At 37.9% G+C, this 24170-nt stretch carries 25 protein-coding genes and 1 pseudogene; 13 read left to right on the top strand and 13 right to left on the bottom strand.

What is annotated here, in order from left to right; translation table 11 throughout:
• The first annotated feature begins 12 nt into the window (after positions 1 to 12).
• From pgsB to LEP1GSC202_RS07940, 5 genes are read left to right on the top strand one after another with little or no spacing between them, the layout of a single operon-like run.
• Complete coding sequence (gene pgsB, locus LEP1GSC202_RS07960) at positions 13 to 1209, top strand: poly-gamma-glutamate synthase PgsB (RefSeq protein WP_015677487.1); 1197 nt, start codon at positions 13 to 15, stop codon at positions 1207 to 1209.
• Positions 1202 to 1666, top strand: a complete 465-nt coding sequence (gene pgsC, locus LEP1GSC202_RS07955; RefSeq protein ID WP_015676890.1) for a poly-gamma-glutamate biosynthesis protein PgsC — start codon at positions 1202 to 1204, stop codon at positions 1664 to 1666. Before pgsB ends, pgsC begins: the two co-directional genes overlap by 8 nt.
• On the top strand, positions 1666 to 2796 hold the full coding sequence (gene pgsW, locus LEP1GSC202_RS07950) for a poly-gamma-glutamate system protein (RefSeq protein WP_015677627.1): 1131 nt from the start codon (positions 1666 to 1668) through the stop codon (positions 2794 to 2796). The genes pgsC and pgsW overlap by 1 nt, the downstream gene beginning before the upstream one ends.
• Before the next feature lie 6 nt (positions 2797 to 2802).
• Positions 2803 to 2991 (top strand): hypothetical protein, encoded by a 189-nt coding sequence (locus LEP1GSC202_RS07945; protein WP_015676368.1) that lies wholly within the window; start codon positions 2803 to 2805, stop codon positions 2989 to 2991.
• Positions 2992 to 3043: 52 nt separating this feature from the next.
• Positions 3044 to 3598, top strand: a complete 555-nt coding sequence (locus LEP1GSC202_RS07940; protein ID WP_039928373.1) for an LIC_12238 family plasminogen-binding lipoprotein — start codon at positions 3044 to 3046, stop codon at positions 3596 to 3598.
• Here LEP1GSC202_RS07940 and LEP1GSC202_RS07935 read toward each other — a convergent pair.
• A complete protein-coding gene (locus tag LEP1GSC202_RS07935) occupies positions 3582 to 5558 on the bottom strand; it encodes a tetratricopeptide repeat protein (protein WP_244147667.1) in 1977 nt (658 codons plus the stop codon). The two genes, LEP1GSC202_RS07940 and LEP1GSC202_RS07935, sit on opposite strands and share 17 nt — an antisense overlap.
• Before the next feature lie 181 nt (positions 5559 to 5739).
• Between LEP1GSC202_RS07935 and LEP1GSC202_RS07930 the strand changes: the two genes are divergently transcribed.
• The 3 genes from LEP1GSC202_RS07930 (at position 5740) to LEP1GSC202_RS20215 (ending at position 8694) form a co-directional block, all read left to right on the top strand.
• Positions 5740 to 6408 carry a hypothetical protein gene (locus tag LEP1GSC202_RS07930; RefSeq protein ID WP_015677048.1) on the top strand — a complete coding sequence of 223 codons (669 nt, stop codon included), beginning with the start codon at positions 5740 to 5742 and terminating at the stop codon, positions 6406 to 6408.
• Positions 6409 to 6633: 225 nt separating this feature from the next.
• Positions 6634 to 7656, top strand: coding sequence for a histidine kinase dimerization/phospho-acceptor domain-containing protein (locus tag LEP1GSC202_RS20220; protein WP_015677435.1), 1023 nt, complete (start codon positions 6634 to 6636; stop codon positions 7654 to 7656).
• 120 nt (positions 7657 to 7776) lie between these two features.
• Positions 7777 to 8694: an ATP-binding protein gene (locus LEP1GSC202_RS20215; RefSeq protein WP_244147666.1), complete on the top strand. Its 918-nt coding sequence runs from the start codon at positions 7777 to 7779 to the stop codon at positions 8692 to 8694.
• Between the two features lie 20 nt (positions 8695 to 8714).
• On the opposite strand, the gene LEP1GSC202_RS07920 is transcribed toward LEP1GSC202_RS20215, so the two are convergent.
• From LEP1GSC202_RS07920 to LEP1GSC202_RS07885, 8 genes are all read right to left on the bottom strand, one after another.
• Positions 8715 to 9044 (bottom strand): hypothetical protein, encoded by a 330-nt coding sequence (locus LEP1GSC202_RS07920; RefSeq protein ID WP_015677584.1) that lies wholly within the window; start codon positions 9042 to 9044, stop codon positions 8715 to 8717.
• Positions 9045 to 9094: 50 nt separating this feature from the next.
• The gene (locus tag LEP1GSC202_RS07915) at positions 9095 to 9808 is read right to left on the bottom strand and encodes a phosphate signaling complex PhoU family protein (protein WP_039928676.1); all 714 of its coding nucleotides are present in this window, start codon (positions 9806 to 9808) and stop codon (positions 9095 to 9097) included.
• A 116-nt stretch (positions 9809 to 9924) separates the two neighbouring features.
• Positions 9925 to 10401 carry a chemotaxis protein CheW gene (locus tag LEP1GSC202_RS07910; protein WP_015676414.1) on the bottom strand — a complete coding sequence of 159 codons (477 nt, stop codon included), beginning with the start codon at positions 10399 to 10401 and terminating at the stop codon, positions 9925 to 9927.
• 21 nt (positions 10402 to 10422) lie between these two features.
• Entirely contained in the window at positions 10423 to 11160 is a 738-nt protein-coding gene (locus LEP1GSC202_RS07905; protein ID WP_015677045.1) for a hypothetical protein, read from the bottom strand.
• Between the two features lie 171 nt (positions 11161 to 11331).
• Complete coding sequence (locus LEP1GSC202_RS07900; RefSeq protein WP_015677144.1) at positions 11332 to 12402, bottom strand: mannose-1-phosphate guanylyltransferase; 1071 nt, start codon at positions 12400 to 12402, stop codon at positions 11332 to 11334.
• Positions 12403 to 12454: 52 nt separating this feature from the next.
• A complete protein-coding gene (gene hfq / locus LEP1GSC202_RS07895) occupies positions 12455 to 12706 on the bottom strand; it encodes an RNA chaperone Hfq (RefSeq protein WP_015676555.1) in 252 nt (83 codons plus the stop codon).
• Positions 12707 to 12727: 21 nt separating this feature from the next.
• Positions 12728 to 13618 carry a tRNA (adenosine(37)-N6)-dimethylallyltransferase MiaA gene (gene miaA / locus LEP1GSC202_RS07890; RefSeq protein ID WP_015677309.1) on the bottom strand — a complete coding sequence of 297 codons (891 nt, stop codon included), beginning with the start codon at positions 13616 to 13618 and terminating at the stop codon, positions 12728 to 12730.
• Positions 13615 to 14118: an FYDLN acid domain-containing protein gene (locus LEP1GSC202_RS07885; protein WP_015676691.1), complete on the bottom strand. Its 504-nt coding sequence runs from the start codon at positions 14116 to 14118 to the stop codon at positions 13615 to 13617. Before LEP1GSC202_RS07885 ends, miaA begins: the two co-directional genes overlap by 4 nt.
• Before the next feature lie 104 nt (positions 14119 to 14222).
• On the opposite strand from LEP1GSC202_RS07885, the gene LEP1GSC202_RS07880 reads away from it, so the two are divergent.
• Complete coding sequence (locus LEP1GSC202_RS07880) at positions 14223 to 15002, top strand: pyridoxine 5'-phosphate synthase (protein WP_039928673.1); 780 nt, start codon at positions 14223 to 14225, stop codon at positions 15000 to 15002.
• On the opposite strand, the gene LEP1GSC202_RS07875 is transcribed toward LEP1GSC202_RS07880, so the two are convergent.
• Positions 14971 to 15888: a hypothetical protein gene (locus LEP1GSC202_RS07875; RefSeq protein ID WP_244147665.1), complete on the bottom strand. Its 918-nt coding sequence runs from the start codon at positions 15886 to 15888 to the stop codon at positions 14971 to 14973. The two genes, LEP1GSC202_RS07880 and LEP1GSC202_RS07875, sit on opposite strands and share 32 nt — an antisense overlap.
• A gap of 202 nt (positions 15889 to 16090) precedes the next feature.
• Here LEP1GSC202_RS07875 and LEP1GSC202_RS07870 point away from each other — a divergent pair, with 202 nt between their 5' ends.
• Together LEP1GSC202_RS07870 and nadB are read left to right on the top strand one after the other, a co-directional pair.
• Positions 16091 to 17932: a S41 family peptidase gene (locus LEP1GSC202_RS07870; protein ID WP_015676863.1), complete on the top strand. Its 1842-nt coding sequence runs from the start codon at positions 16091 to 16093 to the stop codon at positions 17930 to 17932.
• Positions 17933 to 17981: 49 nt separating this feature from the next.
• Positions 17982 to 19583, top strand: a complete 1602-nt coding sequence (nadB, locus tag LEP1GSC202_RS07865) for an L-aspartate oxidase (RefSeq protein ID WP_015677000.1) — start codon at positions 17982 to 17984, stop codon at positions 19581 to 19583.
• 144 nt (positions 19584 to 19727) lie between these two features.
• Here nadB and LEP1GSC202_RS07860 read toward each other — a convergent pair whose 3' ends face one another.
• Positions 19728 to 19943 (bottom strand): hypothetical protein, encoded by a 216-nt coding sequence (locus LEP1GSC202_RS07860; RefSeq protein ID WP_015677383.1) that lies wholly within the window; start codon positions 19941 to 19943, stop codon positions 19728 to 19730.
• Positions 19944 to 20090: 147 nt separating this feature from the next.
• Here LEP1GSC202_RS07860 and LEP1GSC202_RS07855 point away from each other — a divergent pair, with 147 nt between their 5' ends.
• Together LEP1GSC202_RS07855 and LEP1GSC202_RS07850 are read left to right on the top strand one after the other, a co-directional pair.
• Positions 20091 to 21197: a tyrosine-type recombinase/integrase gene (locus tag LEP1GSC202_RS07855; RefSeq protein WP_015676784.1), complete on the top strand. Its 1107-nt coding sequence runs from the start codon at positions 20091 to 20093 to the stop codon at positions 21195 to 21197.
• A gap of 234 nt (positions 21198 to 21431) precedes the next feature.
• On the top strand, positions 21432 to 21869 hold the full coding sequence (locus LEP1GSC202_RS07850) for a DUF1801 domain-containing protein (protein WP_015677238.1): 438 nt from the start codon (positions 21432 to 21434) through the stop codon (positions 21867 to 21869).
• Positions 21870 to 21922: 53 nt separating this feature from the next.
• Here LEP1GSC202_RS07850 and LEP1GSC202_RS20375 read toward each other — a convergent pair whose 3' ends face one another.
• Together LEP1GSC202_RS20375 and LEP1GSC202_RS20015 are read right to left on the bottom strand one after the other, a co-directional pair.
• Positions 21923 to 22648: a sensor histidine kinase gene (locus LEP1GSC202_RS20375; protein WP_279615303.1), complete on the bottom strand. Its 726-nt coding sequence runs from the start codon at positions 22646 to 22648 to the stop codon at positions 21923 to 21925.
• A gap of 729 nt (positions 22649 to 23377) precedes the next feature.
• Positions 23378 to 24112 (bottom strand): annotated as a pseudogene (locus tag LEP1GSC202_RS20015) (ABC transporter substrate-binding protein); the annotation flags it as partial.
• Positions 24113 to 24170: the final 58 nt, after the last annotated feature.

The following is a 24170-nucleotide window of genomic DNA, read 5'->3' as shown; positions in this document are numbered from 1 at the left end:
GGAATTTTTCAAATGAAACCAAACGCCACTTTATTTTTTCTGATCCTTTTGGTTTTGGTTTTCTATTATACCATCGAGGTGATTCTACACAAACGAACGTTAAAGAAATTCAAACATCGAATCCATGTCAATGGAACGAGGGGGAAATCCAGTGTCACCAGATTGATCAGAGCTGGATTATCTTCCAAAGGATATTCAGTATTTGCAAAAACAACAGGTACTTTAGCACGAATGATTTTTCCCGATGGTTCGGAAACATCGATTTCGCGTTTTGGAAAACCATCCATTCTCGAACAAATCAAAATCTTAAGGAAAGCGAGAGACGCAAAAGCAGATATTGTTGTTTTAGAATGTATGGCTTTGGAACCAAGATACCAATGGGCAAGCGAAGGGCAAATTTTACATTCTGATATTGGAGTGATCACAAATATACGTGAGGACCATTTGGAAGTTATGGGACCTGAGCTCATTGATGTCGCCAAAACATTGTTATCTGCGACTCCTATTTCTGGTACACTTGTTGTTGGACCAAATGAATTCCCCAATGAAATTTTACATGCCTGTAAGGACAGAAATACAAATCCAATTTTCATTGAAGAAAAAGAAATTAACACAATCACCGACGAAGAAATTCTAAAGTTTCCCTATTGGGAACACAAAGAAAATGTATGTATGGCTCTGAAAGTTTGTGAACTATTAGGTGTGGATCGTAAAAATGCGTTAGAAGCTATGTGGAAAGTCACACCTGATCCAGGAGCACTTACGGTTTTACCCATTCATTTTTTTGGGAAGGAATTCATTTATGTGAATGCAATGGCAGCAAACGATCCGAATAGCACAAAACTCATTTGGAATTCCATTACCAAACGATATGTTTCATTCCAAAAACGTTTTATTTTGTTTCATACAAGGGATGATCGACCGGAACGCACAAAACAACTGACAAAAGAGTTTGCCAACTGGGAAGGTTATGATGCAGTCATTCTTATCGGTTCATCAACTTCTTTAGCGTTCCAATACTTAAAAACGTATTCACAAGTGGATGTCCCAATTTATGTTTGGGAACATATGAATTTGGATGTTATCTTTGAATCACTTCTCGCAATTTTACCAAAACAAGCGTTAGTTTTTGGTATTGGAAATATTGTAGGACTGGGAATGGATTTGTCTTTATATCTAAAAAATAGGTCGGAACAAATTTATGAATGAAATTCTTCCTTTGTCAATCGGACTTAGTTTGGTAATCAGCTTGGTATTCTCCGAACTTTTTGGTATCTTAGGGACAGGGCTTGTTGTACCCGGTTATTTGGCTTTGTCACTCAATCATCCCAAAAATATAGCACTTACTTTTTTTATTGCTTTTTTATCCTTTATCTGTGTGGAAATACTTTCACATTTCCTAATGATTTTCGGGAAAAGAAAAATCGTCTTTATCTTGTTACTTGGTTATTTTTTTGGATATTTACTCAATTATCAAATTTTACCAGATATAGAATTAACATATCTTGCAGAGGTAAGAGGTATTGGATTTATCATACCAGGTTTAATCGCGATATGGTATGAAAGGCAAGGTGTTTTAGAAACAACATCTGTCCTAATCCTTGCGGCCGTTTTTGTCAAAATCCTTTTGATTTTCTTATTGGGAAATGAGTTAGAAACCTTATGATGACAAAAATTTATTGGTCACCTTGGAAACATTCGCGAATTGCATTATTTTTACTCGCCATCCTTGGTGTATTGGGTTTACTCCTCATTGAATCATGTAAGGTAAAAAAAGAACAATCATACTTCAAAAAAAAATTACATGCTGCAAAACTTGCGGAACGTGGATTTCAAATTTTAAAACCCGAATTATTAAAACATAAAAAACCTGATTATAAAGAATTTGATCCTTCCAATTCAGGACTCATCGGAGAGTTTCTGACTCCAGTCACAAGTAATAGCGGCTCTTTACCAGCCAAACAAACATCGATTAATCCAAATTTTGCGGCCGTAATGGTACAATTTTTAAAAAAAGCAAAAGTTGAAGAAGGTGATACAGTCGCTGTAGCCATCTCAGGTTCCTTTCCTGCATTAAACATTTGTTTGTTTGCCGCAATCGATACATTAAAATTAAAACCAATTATTATCTCCAGTGCTTCTGCCTCTCAATTTGGTGCCAATCATCCACAGATGTTATGGTTGGATATGGAAAAAGAATTGGAATCGTCTGGAATTTTTTCCTTTCGTTCCAGTTACGCCTCTCTCGGTGGGATCCAAGACAAAGCAGCTGGAACATCAAAAGAAGGCAAAGACCTGTTAATACGCGCATTGAAGCGAAACAATGTGAAACTTTTAGATCCAATTCACTTTGAAGACTCAATTGAAAAACGAATGAAGTACTATGATGAATTATCGCAAGGTAAACCCATCAAACTTTTCATTAATGTAGGTGGAGGGACTACGATCCTTGGTACAAGCCTTGGCAAACAAGTTTTCAAAAATGGACTGATCACCGATCTTCCCGAAGAAGTTTTGATACCAAATTCGGTCATCAAATCCTTTTTAGAACGAGAAACACCTGTGATCAATTTCATCCAAATTGAGTCCCTTGCAAAACGTTATGGCCTACCTTTATCTCCGAAAAAAATTCCGAAACCAGGGGAGGGTAAGGTATTTTATTCCGAAGAATACAACCCAATCCTTTATGTTTCTGTTTTCCTTTTTTTACTCATCGGATTGTATGGTGTTACGAGGCTTGGTTGGGGTGAAAATGAAGATGACCGCTACCTACCTAAAACCTTACGTTCCAGGTAATTCCAAATGGCAAAAATCATCGTTTTATCGATTTTACTGTTTTTATTACTCCGCTGGGTGAGTCGCATTTTAATCCTACCCGCAAAAATAGCGGAAGAATTTGGCAAAAACCCAAGAGAAGATTTACGAAACAATCCCTACAGACCCAAATCCAAAGAAAAAGACATCTCAGACCGCGGAAAAATTATCGAATAAACCTTAATTTCGAAAGAGGAATTTCGAAAGTTTGGACGAAACTTTAAGTAAGATGAGACAGAATTCGTCCAAGAAGTTTCTATTATTATCCTTTCCTATCTTTTTACAGAATTCTTTAAAACCAATTCTCTTCGTATTACTATTGTTATTTTTCATTCAATGTGGTGTACCCAAAGGAGAATTCGGTTGGACCACAACGAAAATGGAAGAAATGGATATCTTAGAAAAACACATCCAAACCATCACCGATTATAAAATGATGCGTGATGACCTTATCTTTTCACCAACTGATACCATTCATTATGTTTACCAATTTTCAAGAAATCCTGGCCTCGAAACTGATTTCCATATCTCACTCAATCGTTATGAATTGGATTTTGTGGAAATTGATATCAAAAAGAAACGAGTAGAACCAGACACTCTTGCTATACGAGATGAATTTTCTCTTCTACGTACGGGAGAATATTTGATTAAAATAGTATACGAGGGGGACACGGTAGATGAAGTGAAGTTTCGTGTTTTACCGGACGAAGGTTATACACAAGAAAATTTAGAACAAGAATTAGCTGGTGATCAAACTGATGAAATCATCAAATACTCTCGTTGATGGGAGGTTGGATGTTACCCGTTTCTAAAATACGTTTAATCCTTTCCAATTCTTTTAATGCTACACGCACCTCTGTTTCACCACCTTCTTTAATCACAAATTCATAGTATTCTTGTGCTCTTTTAAAATCCCTGTTTTCTTCGGAAAGGACACCTAATCGAAATAAGATTTTAATTAACGGGATTTTGTTTCGTTTGGTTTCTAAAACTCGAATCACTGCTTCCTGGTCTTCAATTTTTAAATCCATCAAACGGTATTGAGACAATACATCATCGAGAGTTGTAACCATTAGGTCTTTTTTGAGAGTTTGTTTTTTCTCAATCAACTCCATTCTTTCTTTTTCAGCTAAAATAAGTTTCTCATCAATTTTTTTCCATTGCATGAGTGCGATGTTTAACTTGTTTTGTTCTAATTCATATTTTTTTTGTTTTTTATCTTTTTTACTGAGATAAAAATAAGCAATGGCTTCCATTTCGGGAACACCAGTCTCATCCAAAAGGGATGGATTCCAATCTTTACTATTTTTATCCAACCAATACTCAAGGAAGTTTGATCCTCTTTCTGGATCACCTATCTTTTGGTTGAAAAACACTCCAATTTCATAGGAAACTCTTGTTTTTTCAGGATTGTCTGCACTCAAACGAAAAAATGTTTCATAATAATTTCCCGCCAAAATATTTCGTTTTAAATCGGCATTAATCGTTGCTAAACGTAAGTTTGCTTTGATGATTTTTTCTTTTTCTTCAGCCGTTGGATTAGGATTTTTTAAATACTCATTCAAAGTTTTTTCGTAAAAATCGGCTGCCTTCTCTTTTTTCCCATCTTGTCTGTATTGTTCAGCGATATCATTCAAAACATTTGGATTTTCATTCCAAATTCGATAAGCTCGCTCTAAAATCAGTTCATACGCAAAAAAATCAGTATTTCGTTTGTAGTCAAAGAGTACATAAATTCCCTTTCCCGCTGTACCCAATTTGTTTACAATTTTTAATCTTTCTTTGTTATCATCTTCTAGTTTTTTAACAACATTGGCAAATGCATATAAATCATTTGATTCAATTTGTTTTCTTTTGTTTAAATAAACCAAATACCTTTTATTATAAGAATCTTCATAATCCGATTTTGCTTTTTTTCTAACACCATCTAACCTAAGTACTTCTTCGTTCCATTGGTTTGATTGTAGTTTCAAATCCGATAGTTTTTTTCCTTCTCGAATCCAATTACTTTCTTTGATATGAATGGCATCTTTTGCTTTTTTGAAATTTTGTTCAGCTTGGATCCACTCTTTATACAATCTCTCATGTTCTTTGGCTGCACTTTCATCATATCCAAGTAAGTCTTCTTTTTGCCATTCTCCTGTTCGATATCCCTCTTCTGTCATCTCTAACGGATGGTAACGAAATGCCGCTAGGTAATGCCTAAGTGCTGGGGCAAACTTTTCCGACTCTACATAAAGCTTCGCAAGTTTTGTGTGAAGGTAATAAAGAAGTGGAGAATCACGGACAATAAATGTTTCTGTATGTTTGTGAGTGCTTTGCCAAAGTAATAAACGAATGTCATTCATCTCCGTTCGAGAATTATAAACATTTCCTTTTTCTCGGTCTTCCCAAATCCTTTTTTCTTCAATGAACTGGCTGTAATACCGTTTGAGTAATCCCTCCGCCTCACGGATCTTAGTTTCTAAATTTTTAGGACCTGTTTCTTGTCCAGGATCGACTGGAAGATCAGCTCCAGGCACTACTGGCACATCGGGAGCATTCGGATCAACAGGTTTTGGTTCATCACGAAGGGCAATTCCAGAATCTTCATCAATGGTGATGCGTTTTTCTGTGTCGAGGGATTTGACTTCCTCCAAGGAAATGACCTGCAAAGGAGAAAGGTACAAACCCGAAAGTGGATTTCTTCGGTCTTCCTCACCTGCAAAGAGAGCCATTTGGACCAAAGCAAATAAGAAAACCATGGTGAACTTGGATTTATTTTTTCTAGAGACCAGATTGACCAAGTTCTGTGACAACAAATTCCATTCCTTCCTGTTCTGAATTATCGGCGAAATTTCAAAATTCCCAATACAAAAGGTGTTGTATTCTTAAGACAAATGGCGTTCACTAAAATTCAATCCCAAACTCATTCGGCAAATCACCATGTCCAAAAATATAGTCGAAAGGTATCTTGTTCTCAAAAATAAATACAGAAATTATGATACCAAGTATGCCCTCAAACGTATGCAAGCCTTTCGTTTGGCAACACAAGAACTATCCAGAAAAGGTTATGAAGTAGCCCTCGAACTTCTAGGATCCATCAATTTTGGAATTGTGGATCCTACTTCAGATGTAGATTGCATTTTATTGTTAGAATGTGACCTTCACAAAGACCAAGGCACTTGTCCTTCTCACTGCAACAATCTAACTTTTGTTAAAACAGAAATCTCTAAGTATGTCACAAAACGATTGGCACCTGAATCATTTAATATTGATTATTTAGATGCAATCAATCTCAAATATGTAGAAGAAAAAATTCGAACCGAATCAGTTTTGGGAGACGAAACACTTTATTGTTTATTATTTTATCGAAACATAGGAAGGCCTGTCAATCGTCCCCTTTTCATTCCTTTTTGTGACCAATTAGAAGAAAATCATGATTTTGTAAAAGAGATCATTCCTTGGGCATCGGAAGCTTTGGAAGGGTATTTAAACACCAACCAACATAGAATGTCTTTTAACAAATACAATGAAAGGATTAGGGCAAGGGGTTTAAGTTTACCAGAGGGACTCCAACAAGAATTACAAGCTTATATGGAAGGGAAGTCGTAAAACAGAAAGAATCCTAGTAGAAATAACAAATTTCACTGCTTAAAAAATTGGCAATTTTTTTCCCCTAGTTTGATTGGAACAGCCTAAGCGATGATTTCTGTATTTTGATCCTTAGGTAAAAATTACTCTTTGCTTTAGGATTAATTCTTCCCTTCGTTTTCGGAATTCCCTTTCCACAACGAATATTCTCCTTTACTACTTTTCTAATCTATGTAAACTATCGCCATGTTGGATACAGTTTCGTCGCCAAAAGGAAGTTTGTTTCCTTACCTTCTGACCAACTTTATTTTATTCATTTTTGTAAGCATCGCCTTCACTTTTTATACAGCAAGCGAACGTAAAATTAATGCTGCGGAAGAGAACAGGCACCGATCACTTCAAATTGCAAATGAACTCCGACAGTCGTCTGACCAACTCACAAATTTGGTAAGATTGTATTCGATCCAAAAGGAAACTAAGTACAAACTTTACTTCAAAAGAATTTTAGAAATTCGAAATGGAAAGATCGCACGTCCAAAAGATTATGATTACGCCTATTGGGATTTGGTCATAGCAGATGAGCTCCTTCCTCCTTCTGAAGATGGAGATAAAATTAGCATTTATGACGCCATGAAACAGGCCGAATTTTTAGAATCCGATTATGCTTTATTATCTTTGTCAAAAGAAAAGTCTGATGAACTGACTAAAATTGAATTCGAATCGATGGCACTAATTGATTTGGAATTAAAAACAGGCAAACCCAATCCTAAAGCTGTACAAATTTTATTTGATGACCAATATCTAAAATGCAAAGCAGAGATTATGAAGCCGATCAATGATTTGTACCATCAATTGGACGATAGAACAACCAAGGCTATCTTAGATGCCAAAGAAAAAGTTTTTTTCCTTCGAAGCATACTTATTTTTTCAGGAATCATATTTGGATTTAGTTTGTATTTAACACATAGATCTCTTGTTTCGATTATGGGAGGAAGTGTGGATGAAGTATTTCGTAGGATTTCTTTATTAGGAGAAGGTAAATTCACAGGAGAAATTTATCCAACAAAGAATACAAAATCAATTTTGAGTAGTTTGAACACTACGCAAAAAAGATTACAGGAGTTATACGAAGAGAAAGAAATGGCAAGTCGTGCCAAATCGGAATTTTTGGCATCCATGAGCCATGAAATCAGGACACCTTTAAATGGAGAGATCGGAATCACTCAAATTCTTTTTAAAACCGAATTAGATGAAGAACAAAAGTCTTAAATTAAAACAATCGCAGATGCCGGCAAAGCCCTCTTAAATATTTTAAATGATATATTAGATTTTTCTAAAATTGATGCGGGAAAACTGGCAATTGAAACTATCCCTTTCCAATTGCAAAACTTGGTCAAAGAAATCTTTGATCTTTTTCACATTGAAGCGAGTACTAAAAATTTAGAATTTACGTATACCATACATTCGGATGTGCCAGAGGAAATACTCTCTGATCCAGGACGTATCCGCCAAATTTTGTTCAATCTGATTGGAAATGCGATTAAATTTACAGAAACTGGTTTTGTCAGTTTGATCATTAGCAAAAAAGGGAACTCCCTTTTGTTTGAAATCAAGGATTCTGGCATTGGAATCTCCCCAGACAAACTTCCTTCCCTATTCCAAAAATTTTCCCAAGTTGATACGTCCACCTCACGTAAGTATGGTGGAACTGGACTTGGATTAGCGATTTCGGAACGTTTGGTAAAACTACTTGGTGGAAACATAGGTGTCGAAAGTGTGCAAAATGTTGGCAGCACCTTTTGGTGCCTCTTACCTCTTTTAGTGGCCGATCAAAAAGATAAACCAAATCATTTAGAAAAGAAGGAAAAGTATCCTTTAGAGGAAGATCACCAAAATGAACTCTTTTTGAACCAAACTTTCCTTGTTGTAGAAGATAATGTTTTAAACCAAAAAGTGATTGGTGGGTTACTGAAAAAACAACACATCAAATTTGATTTAGCAGAAAATGGTAAAGTTGCAGTTGAATTGGCCAAACAAAAACATTATGATTTGATTTTGATGGATTGTGAAATGCCCGTCATGGATGGGTTCGAAGCCACGTTAAAGATAAGAGAAATGGAAACTTCTAAAGAAAAAAAATCCATCATCATCGCAGTCACTGCTCACGTCTTAGACGAACACAAAGAAAAGTGCTCTGAAGTGGGTATGGATGGCTTCATCAGTAAACCTTTTTATATCGAAGATTTGTTGCAGACATACAAAAATATTGTAAAGAGCAAAAGTGCGATTGAGGGATCATCCGATTGATCTACTATTTTTGAGCGAACTTAAATTTCTGATCTATCTAGAATCGAATGATCCAAATTACCGTCACCATACGTATGTAATACTTGTGAGATGATCACTTTGTATCCTTCATACCATTTGTCATATTTGGATTTCGCTTCTTTATGTTCGGAAAATGTTTTTAATGCAGCCAGTCCTTTTTCGGATTGAAAGTAATACACAACTGCTAAAATTCCTTTTTCCTGGTTTGACCATTGGTCTCTTCCTAAATATTCAGGATGGTTTGTTACAAATTTTTCTATGGAATGATCTAAGGTTTCAAATTCAATATCAGTAGATTTTTGTTTGAAGATAAAGGTAGCAGAAATCATAATTTAAACAAAGATAATTCTTTGTTCAATTCGACAATGAGAAATTTTGCTTACGGATATTGAGCCGGTTTCGATTTTACATTTTCCAAATGTCGTATGTCTTTTCCTGTATTGAGACGAACAAGTTCCTCTGCTACGTTCACCGCATAGTCACCTAACCGCTCCAATGCGAGAATGATCCGATACACATCGGCAAATTCTTGTTTTTCCATATCTGGAACGGCTCTATACTTTTGGAAGGCTTGGTCACAAAGATCGTTCAACTCATCTTCTAGAGAATTCACACTTCCCATAAACCTTTCTTTTTCTTCCACAAGGGATTCAATCGCCATTCCCGCAAGTGTGGTGACCCGAGACAATATTAAGGTCATCGGTTCTTCATTTTTAAAAAGACCTTTGCGAATGGTTTTATGACGGAACACATCCGCACAGTTCACCACTTGGTCTCCCATTCGTTCCATGTTCCTTGTGATCCGGATCGCTGAAAGGGCAAACCGTAATGGGTCTTTTTTTAAAACGATATCATTGTCCACATCTCCCATCCCAAGAATGTTTCGGTTACTCACCGCTTCTAAGATGGCATTTTGGGAAAGGTTATCATTTTCCTTTTCTAAATCATCGATGAGATCATCTCGTTCGACAATTTTGAGTGCTTGTTCATAATCATCAGCCTCCAATGCTTCACTGAGAAGGATCACTTGTTCCAAAACAAGTTCCGCCATGGAGTATAAGTTTTTCCGTAAGTAATAAAATTTAGAGATGATCATTGTTTTTTTAACTTTGGACTAAAACGTAAACAATGGAAATCTCACTGATTTGCATCAGCGGAACCTCAATCAATTGAATCAATTTGAATCCACTCCCATCAGGCTTACCGATGTTAGACGGTAGCAAGTTCCGTCATCTCTTCGACAGTGAGGATTTTTTCGATATCGATGAGGATGATGAACCGGTTATCTTTTTTACCTACACCTGTGATGTAACGTGAGGAAATCCCTTTGACTGATGGAGGAGGTGGGTCCACTTGGTTGGCGGGAAAATGCACCACATGTGACACTTTGTCCACGATGACCCCAATCGATTTACCTGACACATTGATGACAATCGCACGATCAGAAGTCTCCGAAACATTTTTGATATTCAAACGTTTGGCAAGATCAATCATCCGGACAACTTTGCCTCGGATGTCCATGATCCCGGCAAAATAACTTTTCGATTGTGGAACTCGGATTAGGTTTGTGATTTTTACAATTTCTTCAACAATTGTGATGGGGATGGCATACTCTTCATCGCCCAAATTGAATATGATGTACTGCTCATGGATGAATTGGTTTGCTTGGGATGTTTCTTTTGCCATATCAATTTCTACTACTTGCGTCTAAAAATAGACGTAGCCGTTGTAGAAAAAATATGAACCGAAACTGAGAAATGACAACACTTTTGTCATCAGGACAGAACGTTTTCTCACAAGAAAATCCAGTAGGCCTGCGACCATCCCTAAGATTCCCAAACAGAGACCTAATACGACATAATCATAATATACATAATAGACCAAACAGCCAAATCCAACGCCCAGACAGATATCTTGCAAATCTCCCCAGACCCTTCGTTTGAAACGTGTCCAGAGCGATCCTCGCGCTTCTCTCGCCTCTCTTCGTTCCCTTCTCCAACGTTGGAACTTTGTCTCACGGACAATCCCAAAGATGGAATCATACCGGGTAGACGGGAATAGTGCCGACTCCATTGGTCCGCGAGCGTTTCGTTTTTTTTCCGAAACCTCTGGTTGGAAGGGAGGGTAAATTTCATACGCTCCGCCCAGAGTCGCCAACATATCTTTGTCAGGGAGAGAACTAAAGTATTCGCGAAATGGCCAAATCTTACGAAAGACCGGATAGGCACGCCCAGAAGTAATGTCCTTCTCGGATTGCACGGTTCCGTTTTTCACGGTGGCTCCGTACATACGACCTTTCTCTTCTTTGATTTCGACAGATAAACGAACGAGTCGTTCGTGAAAATTAAACTCAGCCTCCAGGACATCCCCGAGAGGTGTTTCCATGGTAAATGCTCGGATGAAACCGGGTGTGCGGGGTTTCTGTTTCCTCCAGACTTGTTTCATAACAAACCTATCGGAGGAAACATTAAGTCACTGAAGAAAGATTATTTCTTCTTTTTGTGTCTGTTGGCTCTGCGTTTTTTCTTACGTTTGTGGGTTGCGATTTTTCTGCGCTTTCTCTTTTTTCCGGAAGGCATTCCTTCCTCCTTATATCAAGCCTGTTCTGTCAAATTTCTAGTCGAGGTACTTTTGTAAAACTTTATTTTTCCGCATATTGGATAACATCGCTTTGATCTCACCCACACCTTCTCGTGAGGTCACAAGGAGTACATCCGGTTCTTCCACAACGATGAGATCTTTCACACCAAGAAAGGCAATGAGCTCTTTTTGAACAGATGAAATATTCCCTGATGCTTTGTGGTAATGCACTTCCTTTCCTTGGTGGTGGTTTTTCTCTTTGTCACCAGGTAAAATTCGTTCGAGTGACATCCAAGATCCGACATCATCCCAATTGAAGGTTGCTTCTACCATACGAATACGATTCGATTTTTCCATGATGGCAGTATCGATTGCTTCCGAAGGCAACATTTGGAATGCAGTTTTCAAATCCCCAAAGTTCTTAAATGGAAATCCACTTTTCAAAGGACCAAGGATATGTGGGGCATGGCGTTCGAGTTCTGAAAGAATGGTTTCCGTTCGGAAAAGGAAAATCCCTGGATTCCAATAAAAATTCTTTTTTTTGATGTATTTGAGTGCGGTTTTAAAATCAGGTTTTTCAAAAAATGCTTTTACCGTATAACCAACATCAGTTGGCTTACCTGTGCTGATATAACCATACCCCACTTCGGGTCGGTTTGGTTTGACCCCCAGTAAAACCATTCCATTGGCCGTTTCGTACAGAGCCTCTTCAATGGTTTTTGTGAATTCTCTGATGGGATCAATGAAGGCATCTGCAGATAAAACGATGAGATTGGGGTTTCCATATTTTTTTTGGAAGTAAAGGGCCGAAAGGGCAATGATGGGGGCTGTATTTTTCCCCTCTGGTTCGATGATGAAATTGCCCGATGGGAATTTTGGATCTTTTTTTAAGATTTCCGCTTTGAGATTGGCATTGGTTCCAATGTAGATCCGATCAAGAGAGGTGATGGTAAGGGCCCTGTCAATGGTCTCCTTTAAGAGGGTTTTGTTAGAATATACTTTTTGGAGCTGTTTAGGGGAATTGGTGCGGGAACGAGGCCAAAACCTCTCTCCCTTTCCTCCCGCCATAATCAGAACCACTGGGGATTCTTTTGGTAATTTTGCCATAGGGTTTGGAACCAGAATTTAGAAAGGGAAAGAGAGGAAAACTAGAAAAGAGTTATGCCCCACCTGCTTCTTTCGGTGTTTCCTCGCTGTGGAGTTTGATCGGTTTTGCCGGAATGATGGTAGAAATGGCGTGTTTGTAGACCAAATTCTGTTTGTTTTCGTTTTCTAAAATGATGGTGAAATTGTCAAAACTGACAACCTTTCCTTTTAATGGCACTCCATTTAACAGGTAGATGGTGAGATCTATTTTCTCCTTTCTTGCTGTGTTTAGAAGTTGGTCTTGGATGTTGTTTTTTGCCGACATTGGAAATCCCGAGTGTTCTCTCTATCTTTGTTCTATATTTGTATACAGTTGGACAGCGGCATCATAAGAAATGGGCGAAAGGAATGATTCTTTTTTGAACCAAGTAATTTGCCTCTTCGCATAATTTCTATGACTTTGCGCCAGCTGTTCAATGAATGTATTACTGTCTATCATTCCATTTAGGAATGCAAGCGCAAAATTGTAACCTAAGGTGCGTAGGCCAGGACAGCCTGGTCCATACTTAGAAACCACAACTTTCGTTTCCTCTAACATTGCACTTGCGATTTCTTCGACACGCCTGTTGATTCGTTTGTACAGAATTTCTCTAGGCCAATCCATCCAATGGCCAATGAGTTTTACTTGAGGATGGTCTTCCAAATACCCACCCACCGTTTCTTTGGAAACATCTGACCACAAAACTCCTGTGAGTACAACCTCCAAAGCACGTTTGATCCGGTATCCATCTTGGGCAAATAGGGATTCCATTGCTTTTGGATCTTTTTTCTCTAAGAGGTCCCTTGCTTCCTCTAAAGAGAGTTTGGCTACATACTCTTTTGTTTCCATGGGTACATTTGGTACGGGATACATACCGAGTAAAAATGCTCGTAGGTAAAACCCAGTTCCTCCTATGAGGAAAGGAATTTTTCCACGACTTTGGATGTCTCCAATTGCCTCACGGGCTAAAAGAGAAAATTGGTTTGCATTGATACTTTCATCAGCGTTTAAAAAACCGACGAGCCAATGTCGTATGGTGGAAGATTCTTGGGGAGTGGGTGCCGTTGTGCCTACCGGAAGGTCCCGGTAGACTTGGCGCGAGTCAAAAGAAACAATTTCAAAACGTTTTGGGTCGAGTGCTTGCGAAAGAGAGGTTTTTCCAGAACCGGTAGGTCCACCAAGGATGGGAAGGATCACTCCTCTTCCTCGGCAACGACCTCCTCTTCTTCGGCCTCTTCTAATTCTTCCGTTTCTTCTAAGAGTTCATCATCTTCAATGACTGGTTCTTCCTCTTCTTCCACTTCGTATTCCGAACTGCGAATGGCAGCCATTCGGGATTTGATCGCTGGTTTTGCCAACTGGTCAGCTCCACATTTGGGGCATTTTTTTTCGGGTTTGTTCAAATCATAAAACTTCGTTCCACAGGAGTAACAGCTGAATTTCTTTCCGAGTGGGTTGTTCGGATCGATTTTCACTGCAGGAGGTTTTGCCCCTGGAGCTTGTTTCTCCTTTGTGGCTTGGGCTGTTTTCTGTGCTGGCACAGCTTTCGCCTTGGTTGCAGGGGTTTTTGACCCGGCTCCCGCCTTTTTGTTATCTTCCTTCGGGGAAGAGGACTTTGTGTCCTTAGTTGACTTTTCTTTGGCTACCACCTTCTTTTTGGGTGGGGCCTGCTTCTTTGCTGCTTTTTTTGCGACCATAAACGTACTTTTGACAGTTTTGGGAATCCCCTCTCTGGGACAACCTTTTTGAAATTGGACGGTTTTCTCCTGGATGAAAATTAATGAAAAGTTTTTTTTTTCCTATGACCCAATTAAGTGTCAATGTCAATAAGATCGCCACTCTCCGCAATTCACGTGGGGGATCTCTCCCCCATCTCTTACAATTATCAGAACTCATCTTGGATTCAGGTGCTCATGGGATCACTGTTCACCCACGTACAGACGAAAGGCATATCACCAAACAAGATGTATTCGAATTACAGGAGTTTTTACATTCTTACAACGAAAAAATTACTAAATTAGGATTTTCTAAAAAAGAATACAATATCGAAGGCGAACCAAGTGAACGCTTTTTGGAGCTTGTGCTGAAAGCGAAACCTGACCAAGCCACACTGGTTCCAGTAAAACCTGGGGAAATCACTTCTGACCACGGTTTTGATTTTGGAGATCCCACAACATTCAAATCCTTACAACCAATTGTAAAAACCTTACGGGTCGAAGGGATCCGAGTTTCTTTGTTTATGGAAACGGATTTTCGATTTTATGATCAAGTAGTCGCTCTTGGAGCCGAACGGATTGAACTCTACACGGGACCTTTTGCCCATGCCTATGATGTTTCCAAAAGCGAAGGAATGAAAATTTTTGATTCTTACCAGAAAGCGGCTATGGAAGCAAACAAACTGGGATTAGCTGTGAATGCTGGCCACGATTTGGATACAAATAATTTGTTAGTTTTTGCAAAACTGCCTTATTTGAAAGAAGTATCCATTGGACACAGGTTGATTTCACAAAGCCTTGTGGATGGACTGGAAAAAACGGTAAAAGACTATCTTAGAGTTCTTTCGCAAGGGAGCGGATCTTAACATACTGAGGGTCTTGTTCGATGAGGAGTTTTGCTGCTCGTTGCAGGGCCTCTGCCATCATCGCTTCTGATTTTCCCTTTCGTTTGTTCCCTTGCACTTCCGTTAAAAATTGTTTTAAAGCTTCTTTTGCTAATGTTTCATTGCCGGAGCTCGAAGCCAATTTTACCTTTTTCCAAGCATCAGTGATCAGTGTTTGGGAACGGGTAGAACCGAATCCCCCCGAAACATTCACTCCAGAACCCTCACCTACATTGGCAGTGACAGCACTGGCAGTCGCACCCACCATTTCTTTTGCAGAGTCACCTCTGTGAAATCCAGAAGTGTCCCAAATTTTGGTAAAGGGATCCGTTTTCATTTGGTCAGCCAACAGTCGTTCTCTGTAAGATACATTGGCGTTTTTCACTTCTTTTAAGAGTGCAATTTGTTCGTTTGTTTCTAATGACTGAAAACAATTCACAAAAGATCCCCGTTTTAACGATTCCTTTGTGAACACTCCCCGCGTGATTAAAAATTGAAATTTAGGGTACACTTCAGTTTTGCCCTCACGGCAGCCAATTTCCAATTCCGAAAGGGTAGCAAGTACGTCTCCATCATACGAATGAGATTTGAGATCGGAAAGGTTTCCGGATTTCTCTGCGGAGATTCGCATCATGTTTTTGTAAAGTGTGTCATTTGGACTTTTGTCTAAGGCTTTTCGAAAACCAGTGTAACTTTCGTTGTAATTCCCTCTTTGGAATTCGAGTAGACCCCACATATAACACAAATATCCATCATCAGTATCTTTTGTTCGACAAACATACCTTAGACGAGACATGGCATCTTCTTTAGCCGATGGATTTTCCCATACATCGAGCAAAACCTCTTCCAAAAAAAGTAAGGTATCCAAGCTGTAAGGATTACGATTGGGATTCTTACCAGGTTCCGAGGAACAAAACCCGAAAGAAAGGGCGAAAATCAGGACAACCAATGCGCGCATGCCACCGTCTATGATATACGTGTGTCCTAGTTTTGTCCCAATTTTTTTTGTGTTGCCTACACTGGAAATTCGGAAATTCTTAGGATAATCTATCCACTTTACGAGAGATCCCTTGAAACGATTTGTTTATCTACTATCCTTTTTCACCATTCTCAGTTTTGCCCTTCCAGTAGGGTTTATTTCCTGTGAACCAGAAGCAAAAAAAGCTCAAAAAACCGAAACGAAATTTGATTACAAAGACTTTGAAACTGTCATTCGGACCGTTGACAAACTCTACATCGACAAACACATCAATGTAAATCGAGCTTATACCGATGCTGCTAGTTTTGCTTTCTTAAGTTTACCTCACCCACTTTATATTTACCCAGAAAGTTATTTTAAAGAACGAGAAAAGTATGATGATAAGGAAGACCTTTGGCCAGGGACTACGTTTAAGATTTCTCCTTCTGATAAATTTGTGATTTTTGATCCCGATTACGTTCAGGTGGAAAAAATCCAAAAAGAGAAACGTAAAAAAAATGAAAACAGAAAACTCTCTGATCCAGAACTCAAAAAACTCATCGAAAAAGAAAAATTAAAAAAATCGGTGATCTCTGCTCGTTGGGAAGAAATCAACTTTTCACGGAAAGATTTTGATCGAGTCATCGCTTATATCAATGACAACTTAGAAACATACAAAACTCCAGTTCTCAAAGGGCTTGTCGAACTTGATGGTGAACTTCCAGAAGAAGAGGAAGACGAAAAGAAAGAATTTCGCATGGAACAAGTATTTGTTGCTGCGGCAAATGGTTATTTGAATTCCTTAGACCCACACTCCAATGTATTTTTGGAAGAAGTATGGGAAGAGTCCATGTCCAAAATCAGCGATGGTTCCTTTGAAGGGATCGGTGCCATCCTTTCTGGTGGAGGAAGCAGAGAAGTCATCGTAGAAAATCCATTGGAAGGTAGCCCCGCTCTGAAAGCAGGGATCCGCAGTGGAGACAACATTGTTGCTGTAGATGGAAAACTCATCAAAAATTTATCATTAGATAAAGTGGTAAAAAAAATCAAAGGGCCAAAGGCCACCAAAGTTGTGTTAACCATTTCAAGAAAGGGAAACACTGGCAAATTTGATATCGAAGTGATTCGAGATAAGATTACAATTAAAAACGTTACCTACCACCTCGTAAAAGAAAACCCTCAAGTTGCTTACATCAAACTCACAGGATTTGTGAAACCAGGCAACGGGGAACCACCCATTGATACACAAATTGCGGAAGCATTTGCAGAAATGGAACGCACTGCAAAAGAAAATGGCAAACCATTAAAAGCACTTATTTTGGATCTTCGCGGAAACTCTGGTGGGTTTTTGGATTTAGCAGTGGATATTGCAGATATGTTCATCGAAAAAGGTGTGATTGTTTCTACAAGAACACCAGGTAGAAGTGATGATGAAAAGTATGCAAAAATCAAAGACATCACAAAACTTCCGTTAGCCATTTTAATGAATTCAAAATCTGCTTCGGCTTCGGAAATTGTTGCGAGTGCCATCCAACACCATGGAAGAGGGATTTTACTCGGAGAACGTACATTTGGGAAGGCAACTGTCCAAACCTTAAAACATTTGGACAATAACCCAAATTACTTACTAAAAATCACAAACGCAAGGTATTACTCTCCATCCGGAAAAACCATCCAAGTGGTAGGGGTTTCTCCAGACATCGAAGTTTCAGAAGAAGCTGACGGATCCTTTCCTTTCCGTTACCGTGAAGAGGATATGTGGAATCATTTACCACTCATCCCACACGAAGGTGTTGTCAAATCCAAGTTTAACTTAAACGCAATCAAAGAATATGCGAAGAAAAATGGTAAGGCTGATCAATATTTAAAAGAACATTCGAATGATGCCATCAAACCTGACTATATGTTGATTCGTAGTTTGGATTACATTGAAGGGATGTTAAATTCAAAATAAGGATTTAACTTAGAAGTTTGTATTTTGAATTATATAGATTGGAAACAATGTGACACGAATTAAATCAGATTTTCTGATCATTGGTAGCGGTGTAAGTGGATTGTTTACGGCTTTGAAATTGGCGCCGCTCGGATCCGTTGTTGTGGTCACCAAAAAGGCAGACTATGAATCCAATACCAATTACGCACAAGGTGGGATTGCCTCTGTTTTTGATGATAAAGATAAATTTGAAGAACATATCAAAGATACTTTAGAATCAGGTGCAGGTTTATGTGACCCAGAGGCAGTACGAGTTCTTGTAGAAGAAGGCCCAACACGGGTAAAAGAACTTTTAGATTTAGGTGTACCATTTACACGAAATCAAACTGGTGAATTGGATTTAGCACGCGAAGGTGGCCATAGTAAAAATCGCATCATCCATTCCCTCGATAGGACGGGAAGTGCGGTTGAACAATCTCTTCTCGACCATGTCCATGCAAATAAAAATATCCAGATCTTAGAAAACCATGCCTGTGTTGATCTTATCACCAAACACCATTTAAAGGATAAAGACAATCTTCCTTTACGATGTTATGGTGCCTATATTGTAGATACGGAAACGGGTGAGGTATTCCCTGTTCTTGCTAAAAAAACAATTTTGGCAACAGGTGGTGCTGGCCAAGTGTATCTCCATACAACCAATCCAAACATTGCCACTGGGGATGGAGTCGCAAGTGCCTACCGCGCTGGTGCCATTGTGAAAAACATGGAATTTTACCAGTTCCACCCTACATCACTTTTCCATGAACAAGGCAATAGTTTTTTAATTTCAGAAGCCGTCCGTGGCCATGGTGGGATCCTTCGCGAAATTGGCGGAAGGCCTTTTATGAAAGACTACCATACGTTAGGTGAACTTGCACCGAGAGATATTGTTGCGCGGGCAATCGACGATACGATGAAAAAGAGAGGAGAACCACATGTTTTACTCGATATCACACATCGTCCTGCAAATGATATCATCAGCCATTTTCCTTCCATATATGAAAGGTGTAAAAAACTAGGAATTGATATCACAACTGATCCGATCCCAGTGGTTCCAGCTGCCCATTATATGTGTGGTGGAGTTGCCACTGATCTTTTAGGTCGAACGAATATTGCCGACTTATATGCATGTGGTGAAACCACCTGTACGGGAGTCCATGGTGGAAACCGATTGGCATCGAATAGTTTACTAGAATGTTTGGTTTTTTCACATCGCATTGCAGAAGACATACGTTCCCAAGGAAAACTTGGGTATTCAAGCGAAACGGATTTGATACCTGATTGGAACAAAGAAGGAACAACCAATACAGAAGAATGGGTTCTCATTTCACATGATTTAATCGAAATCAAAACGATTATGAGTAATTATGTGGGGATTGTAAGATCGGATATGCGACTGGAAAGAGCCCTTCGTCGTTTAAAATTGATCTCACAAGAAGTGAAAGACTATTACAATAGAACAACGGTATCTCTTGGTTTATTGGAACTTCGCAATTTAGTGAAAGTAGCAGAACTCATCGTTCGTTCGGCATTACTCCGCAAAGAGAGCCGTGGATTGCATTATAGTACGGATTATCCTGAAGATAGAACTCCATCCAGACTAGACACGATCCTTTCTCATAAATTATAATTCTAATTTTGCGCCAGGGACCCTAGCGGAAATCCTTTCTCGAATGAGAAAGATTGTAGCGGAGGGCCCGGTCCATTACGAAATAAAATGTATTTTTAAATGATTGGGAGGCGCCCCACTAACGCGAACTATGCGAATTTACGTTTAACCGCGAACACCTAATATTGTATATACGATACCTAGGAAAACAGGTAAAATCGAATAACTAAAAACATGGATGTAGTATCCTCTTTTTTCTCCCCATTTTTGTTTCATTGGTTCCAATTTCCAAAAAAAACTCGGTTTGTAGAGTCGTAATACATATGTTGTGATCCCATAAATGATAAAAAAGATTCCCAATCCTACTGTAACTAAATTCATATTTCTCCCTTACCGTTTCAATTTGAGAGGAAGGGTGAACTTTCCAAGAAAAAAAAATTTTATAAATCAAATTCTATCATAAAATTTAGACAATCTTTCGTTTATACCACCATCTATAGCCAATAACACGTAAAGGTTAGGTGGTTTATGATGAAATTCAAACTTTCTGCAGAAGACAAACGATTCCATTTATATTTCCCTTATTCGGAATCAATTGTAAAAATTGTTAAATCCATACCAAAATCGATTTACCATCCAGACAATAAAACTTGGTCTTTCCCAAACGAACCTAATACCATAAAACGAGTATTAGCTGAATTTTCCAATGAAGACATACGCATTGTTTTCAAAGAAATTCCAAAACAATGTGGAATACTAGAAGATTTTTTTAAAGGAGCAAGGGAACGAAATTTTAGTCTTTGCACCACAAAAACCTATTACTCACACTTAAGTCTTCTCCTTTCTTTTACAGGAAAATTACCAATCAATATCAAATCCAAAGACATAGAAAATTTTTTAGACTACCAAGTAAAAGAAAAATCAGTGAAATCAGCAACCATTAGGAGCGCAAGGCAAGCCTTCACTTTTTATTTCAAAGTTGTGCGCAAGCAAATACTGCATTTAAAATTTCCAAAAATGAGTGGGGAACAAAAACTTCCTGAAGTTTTAACCGCTGAAGAAACAAGATCCATCTTTGATGCTTTACCAAATATAAAACATAAAATGTTACTTTTGTTAAGCTACTCAGCAGGTTTACGTGTAGGAGAAGTTATCCATTTAAAAACGAAGGACATTGATTTGGAAAGAAATATGATTCGAGTCACACAAGGGAAAGGTAAAAAAGACCGGTATACAATTCTTGCCACTTCACTGATAAACGAATTAAAAGAATACTTAAAAATCCGAGAATACAATTTATTGCTTAAGTACAGTTATAACGAAATGCGATCGATCGAATGGTTATTCCCTGGTATGGACAGAAAACCTTTACACATTCGCACTGCAGAAACTATTTTTAACCAAGCAGTCGTTAAAGCCAACATTACAAAGAAAGTTACGTTCCATAGTTTGCGGCATGCTTTCGCTACGCATCTATTAGAACTGGGAACTGATTTGAGAATGATCCAAACTCTACTCGGACACGCAAGTGTCCGTACCACTCAAATTTATACAAAAGTAGCAAGAAGCCGACTTGAAAATATCAAAAGCCCACTTGATCAAATTCCAAATAAAGATCCAAAACATACCACCTAACTGAAATTATTTCTTCTACCAAAAGACAAAACTCAACCAAACTTTCCGTAACTTCGATTTTCTATTTTGTATCAATCAATGGAATCAGAAATCTATATTCCTTTTCTAATTAAATTCATGAAGAATTAATTTTAGTTTACGAGCAGAAAAGGACAATGAAGCTATGGTTTTTCTATCAAAAAGAGGAATGGTTCATCGTTGGAGTTTTCTTTAGAATGAATTGAGAAACAAAACATGAAAACAAATCAATTAAAACAAGAAGATCTGAAAAACAAACACAAATTTGATACTTTTTATTCTTCCATTACGAAAACCGAGATGGAAATGGTTATGAAACTTAAGGAAATCTTAAATACATTCCCTAACTTGGAAGAAAGAATTTCCTATTCGGTTTTGTATTATTTCCAAAACAGTCGCGTTTGTTTTATTTGGCCAGCATCCATCAAACCTGGTCCCAAGTCAGGTGTTCAATTTGGATTTTGTAATGGCTATCTATTGGAAGATCCAAAGCAAATCTTAGAAAGAGAAAATCGTAAACAAGTGTACTGCCTGACATTTCATTCCCCTGATGAAATCAAATCCTCCATCCTCATTCCTCTTTTAAAAAATGCATTGGAAATTGATAAAACAATTTATAAAGAAAAAAAGCATAAGAAAAGTGTTCCCAATTGATTGTAACTTTTTGTGTCAGTTTGACTTTGGGTTGGGTTAGTCTAATTTGCAAGCTAAGAACCAGTTGATGGAGAGCCTTCATCAGCAGGTACATACACATCAAATCGAGTTTGTCCGGCCCGGCTTTCGCATTGAATGTGACCACCTATTTTCTCCATAACCTTACGGCAAATACCCAGTCCTAACCCCAATCCTTCCCCTTCCTTTTTCGTAGTGAAAAATGGATCAAAGATTCGATCTTTGATTTCATCTGGGATCCCCATTCCTCCATCAATAAAACTGACGACCATCCACGGACCATCATCTTTCGATTCAATTTCAATTGTACCTTCATTGCGAATCGCATACAAAGCGTTATTCAGTAAATTGACCCAAACCAATTGGAAAAGGTCCTGATTGCCCTTTCCTTTTCTATGAGAACGAAACTCTTTTATGAATCTCACACGATTATTCGTTTGGTACTCATACAAAGACAATATGGTTTCTATTCCTTGGATGATGTCGATATTTCTTTCTTCTTTATGGGAAGCATCATCTGTCAGTAGATAATTCTTTAATGTTTTTACGACTTGGGTCGATTTTTCTGAGGCAAGAGAAATAATAGAATTCGATCGATATACATTTGCTATTTTTGATCCTAATTCCAAAATTTTAGCAGCATTTGAACTCTCCAAAATCCAATTTAACTTTTCTTCCAAAGTATATGCAAGTGAATCGATGAGTAGATCTAAAAAATCTTCTTCTATCAAATCTTCCTGTTTATTTAAAATTGAAACCATTTTCATTTTTAAATCTTTTTTGAATTCCCTTTCTTTTTTCCCAATCAGAAGATCTATTTGAATATTGGTATACCTTTTGATGAGAAGGAAAAAACGTTCTCTATCTTCTTTGGAAAATAAAACCAATTGGTGGATGATGGAATTCAGTTCTTTATGAAAAAAGTCCGTTATACCACTGTTTGTTGATACAATCGCACCTAGAGGATTATTTAACTCATGGGCCATACCTGCCGTCACATTTCCGATTGTTGCCAATTTTTCTGAAGTTAACAATTTACTTTGTGCTTCTCTTAACTCACTCAATTTTAATTCTAAAATTTTATTTGTTGAATGAAGGTTATCATTTGATACTTTTAATTCATCTGTCCGATGTAATACCTCTCTTCTCAGATTCTCTGAGTATTGCACATTCCATCGATACCTCTGTAATACCCATACAATTAACAAAAATCCAAATACCGATACAAAAATCGAAACAAGTAAACCATAATCCGGTTTTGGATTGGGATAGTATAAAAATCCGTTTAAATTTAGATTTTTTGGCAACATTCCAAAGTCAGCATACACATCCGAAATATGTTTCCATCTTCCTTCGTACATGTAACCAATCTCTACAAGGTTAGGTTGAATCAATGATTCCATTTCATCTGCTTCGAATAATAGTTGTTCCTTTGTTATATCATTAGAATACTTTTGAAAGATAAGATCCACTATTTCGGATTTGTTTTTCATTGCATAATTCCAACCGCGAAGGCTAGCCTCTCTAAATCGTTTTACGCGATTGGGATTGGTTTGGATTTCGAGTTGGCTTGTAAAAAGATTATCTCCATAAAAATCAATTCCTTAGGTTCTTGGAGAAAAAACCATGACTGGAAATCCTATTTTTTGGAATTCGTAAGTTTGTGTTGTTGAATATCCATCTAAGGCAGCAACTTTTCCTTCTACCAAATCCAAAAATCGAAAACTATGAGGAAGTTCTTTGAAATTATTTGAATTAAATTTTTCCTTTTTTAAATAAGCAAGAATTTCATAAACATGTGGAGACAACATAATCTTTTTTCCCAGTAAATCTTGGATACTTTGATTTGTTTGGATTTTTTTGGTAAATAATACGGTGGGAGAATGTTGGAAGATAACTGCAATGACTACAATTGGTTTTCCTGCATGCCATTGTAACAAAACTTCGTTTGTACCAACACCATAACGAGCTTCCTTTTCGGAAACAAATTGGTGTAATCCCTCCAATCCATTTTTACTTTCATGAATGGTGACATCAAGTCCCACTTCTTTATAATATCCTTTTTCTAAGGCAGTGTAATAACCAGCAAATTGGAATTGGTGTTTCCACTTTAAGTACAGGCCAACTGACTCATTAGCAAAACTAGATTGTCCGAAAAAGAGGAATGGGTTAAGAATTTTAATCCAAGAGGGGATCTTACGAATTTGTTTTGTCTCTATTTCCACTCGTACATCCCACTAAGTTTCGCTTACGTTAGTCGAAACTTACTTAGGCATACCGATT

The sequence above is a fragment of the Leptospira yanagawae serovar Saopaulo str. Sao Paulo = ATCC 700523 genome (genome assembly GCF_000332475.2).
GTDB lineage: Bacteria > Spirochaetota > Leptospiria > Leptospirales > Leptospiraceae > Leptospira_A > Leptospira_A yanagawae.
Note: the sequence above shows the minus strand (reverse complement) of the source record. Positions and strands in the feature narration are given on the sequence as shown.

Excerpts from the sequence above, each read along its gene's own strand:
- LEP1GSC202_RS07935 (WP_244147667.1), bottom strand. The coding sequence starts at position 5,558 with ATGGTTTTCTTATTTGCTTTGGTCCAAATGGCTCTCTTTGCAGGTGAG.
- LEP1GSC202_RS07945 (WP_015676368.1), top strand. The coding sequence starts at position 2,803 with ATGGCAAAAATCATCGTTTTATCGATTTTACTGTTTTTATTACTCCGC.
- pgsW (WP_015677627.1), top strand. The coding sequence starts at position 1,666 with ATGACAAAAATTTATTGGTCACCTTGGAAACATTCGCGAATTGCATTA.
- LEP1GSC202_RS07905 (WP_015677045.1), bottom strand. The coding sequence starts at position 11,160 with ATGAAACAAGTCTGGAGGAAACAGAAACCCCGCACACCCGGTTTCATC.
- LEP1GSC202_RS07885 (WP_015676691.1), bottom strand. The coding sequence starts at position 14,118 with ATGGTCGCAAAAAAAGCAGCAAAGAAGCAGGCCCCACCCAAAAAGAAG.
- LEP1GSC202_RS07855 (WP_015676784.1), top strand. The coding sequence starts at position 20,091 with ATGATGAAATTCAAACTTTCTGCAGAAGACAAACGATTCCATTTATAT.
- LEP1GSC202_RS07940 (WP_039928373.1), top strand. The coding sequence starts at position 3,044 with ATGAGACAGAATTCGTCCAAGAAGTTTCTATTATTATCCTTTCCTATC.
- LEP1GSC202_RS07910 (WP_015676414.1), bottom strand. The coding sequence starts at position 10,401 with ATGGCAAAAGAAACATCCCAAGCAAACCAATTCATCCATGAGCAGTAC.
- LEP1GSC202_RS07860 (WP_015677383.1), bottom strand. The coding sequence starts at position 19,943 with ATGAATTTAGTTACAGTAGGATTGGGAATCTTTTTTATCATTTATGGG.
- LEP1GSC202_RS07900 (WP_015677144.1), bottom strand. The coding sequence starts at position 12,402 with ATGGCAAAATTACCAAAAGAATCCCCAGTGGTTCTGATTATGGCGGGA.
- LEP1GSC202_RS07880 (WP_039928673.1), top strand. The coding sequence starts at position 14,223 with ATGACCCAATTAAGTGTCAATGTCAATAAGATCGCCACTCTCCGCAAT.
- LEP1GSC202_RS07920 (WP_015677584.1), bottom strand. The coding sequence starts at position 9,044 with ATGATTTCTGCTACCTTTATCTTCAAACAAAAATCTACTGATATTGAA.
- pgsB (WP_015677487.1), top strand. The coding sequence starts at position 13 with ATGAAACCAAACGCCACTTTATTTTTTCTGATCCTTTTGGTTTTGGTT.
- LEP1GSC202_RS20375 (WP_279615303.1), bottom strand. The coding sequence starts at position 22,648 with ATGGTTTCAATTTTAAATAAACAGGAAGATTTGATAGAAGAAGATTTT.
- LEP1GSC202_RS07850 (WP_015677238.1), top strand. The coding sequence starts at position 21,432 with ATGAAAACAAATCAATTAAAACAAGAAGATCTGAAAAACAAACACAAA.
- hfq (WP_015676555.1), bottom strand. The coding sequence starts at position 12,706 with ATGTCGGCAAAAAACAACATCCAAGACCAACTTCTAAACACAGCAAGA.
- LEP1GSC202_RS20220 (WP_015677435.1), top strand. The coding sequence starts at position 6,634 with ATGTTGGATACAGTTTCGTCGCCAAAAGGAAGTTTGTTTCCTTACCTT.
- pgsC (WP_015676890.1), top strand. The coding sequence starts at position 1,202 with ATGAATGAAATTCTTCCTTTGTCAATCGGACTTAGTTTGGTAATCAGC.
- LEP1GSC202_RS07930 (WP_015677048.1), top strand. The coding sequence starts at position 5,740 with ATGTCCAAAAATATAGTCGAAAGGTATCTTGTTCTCAAAAATAAATAC.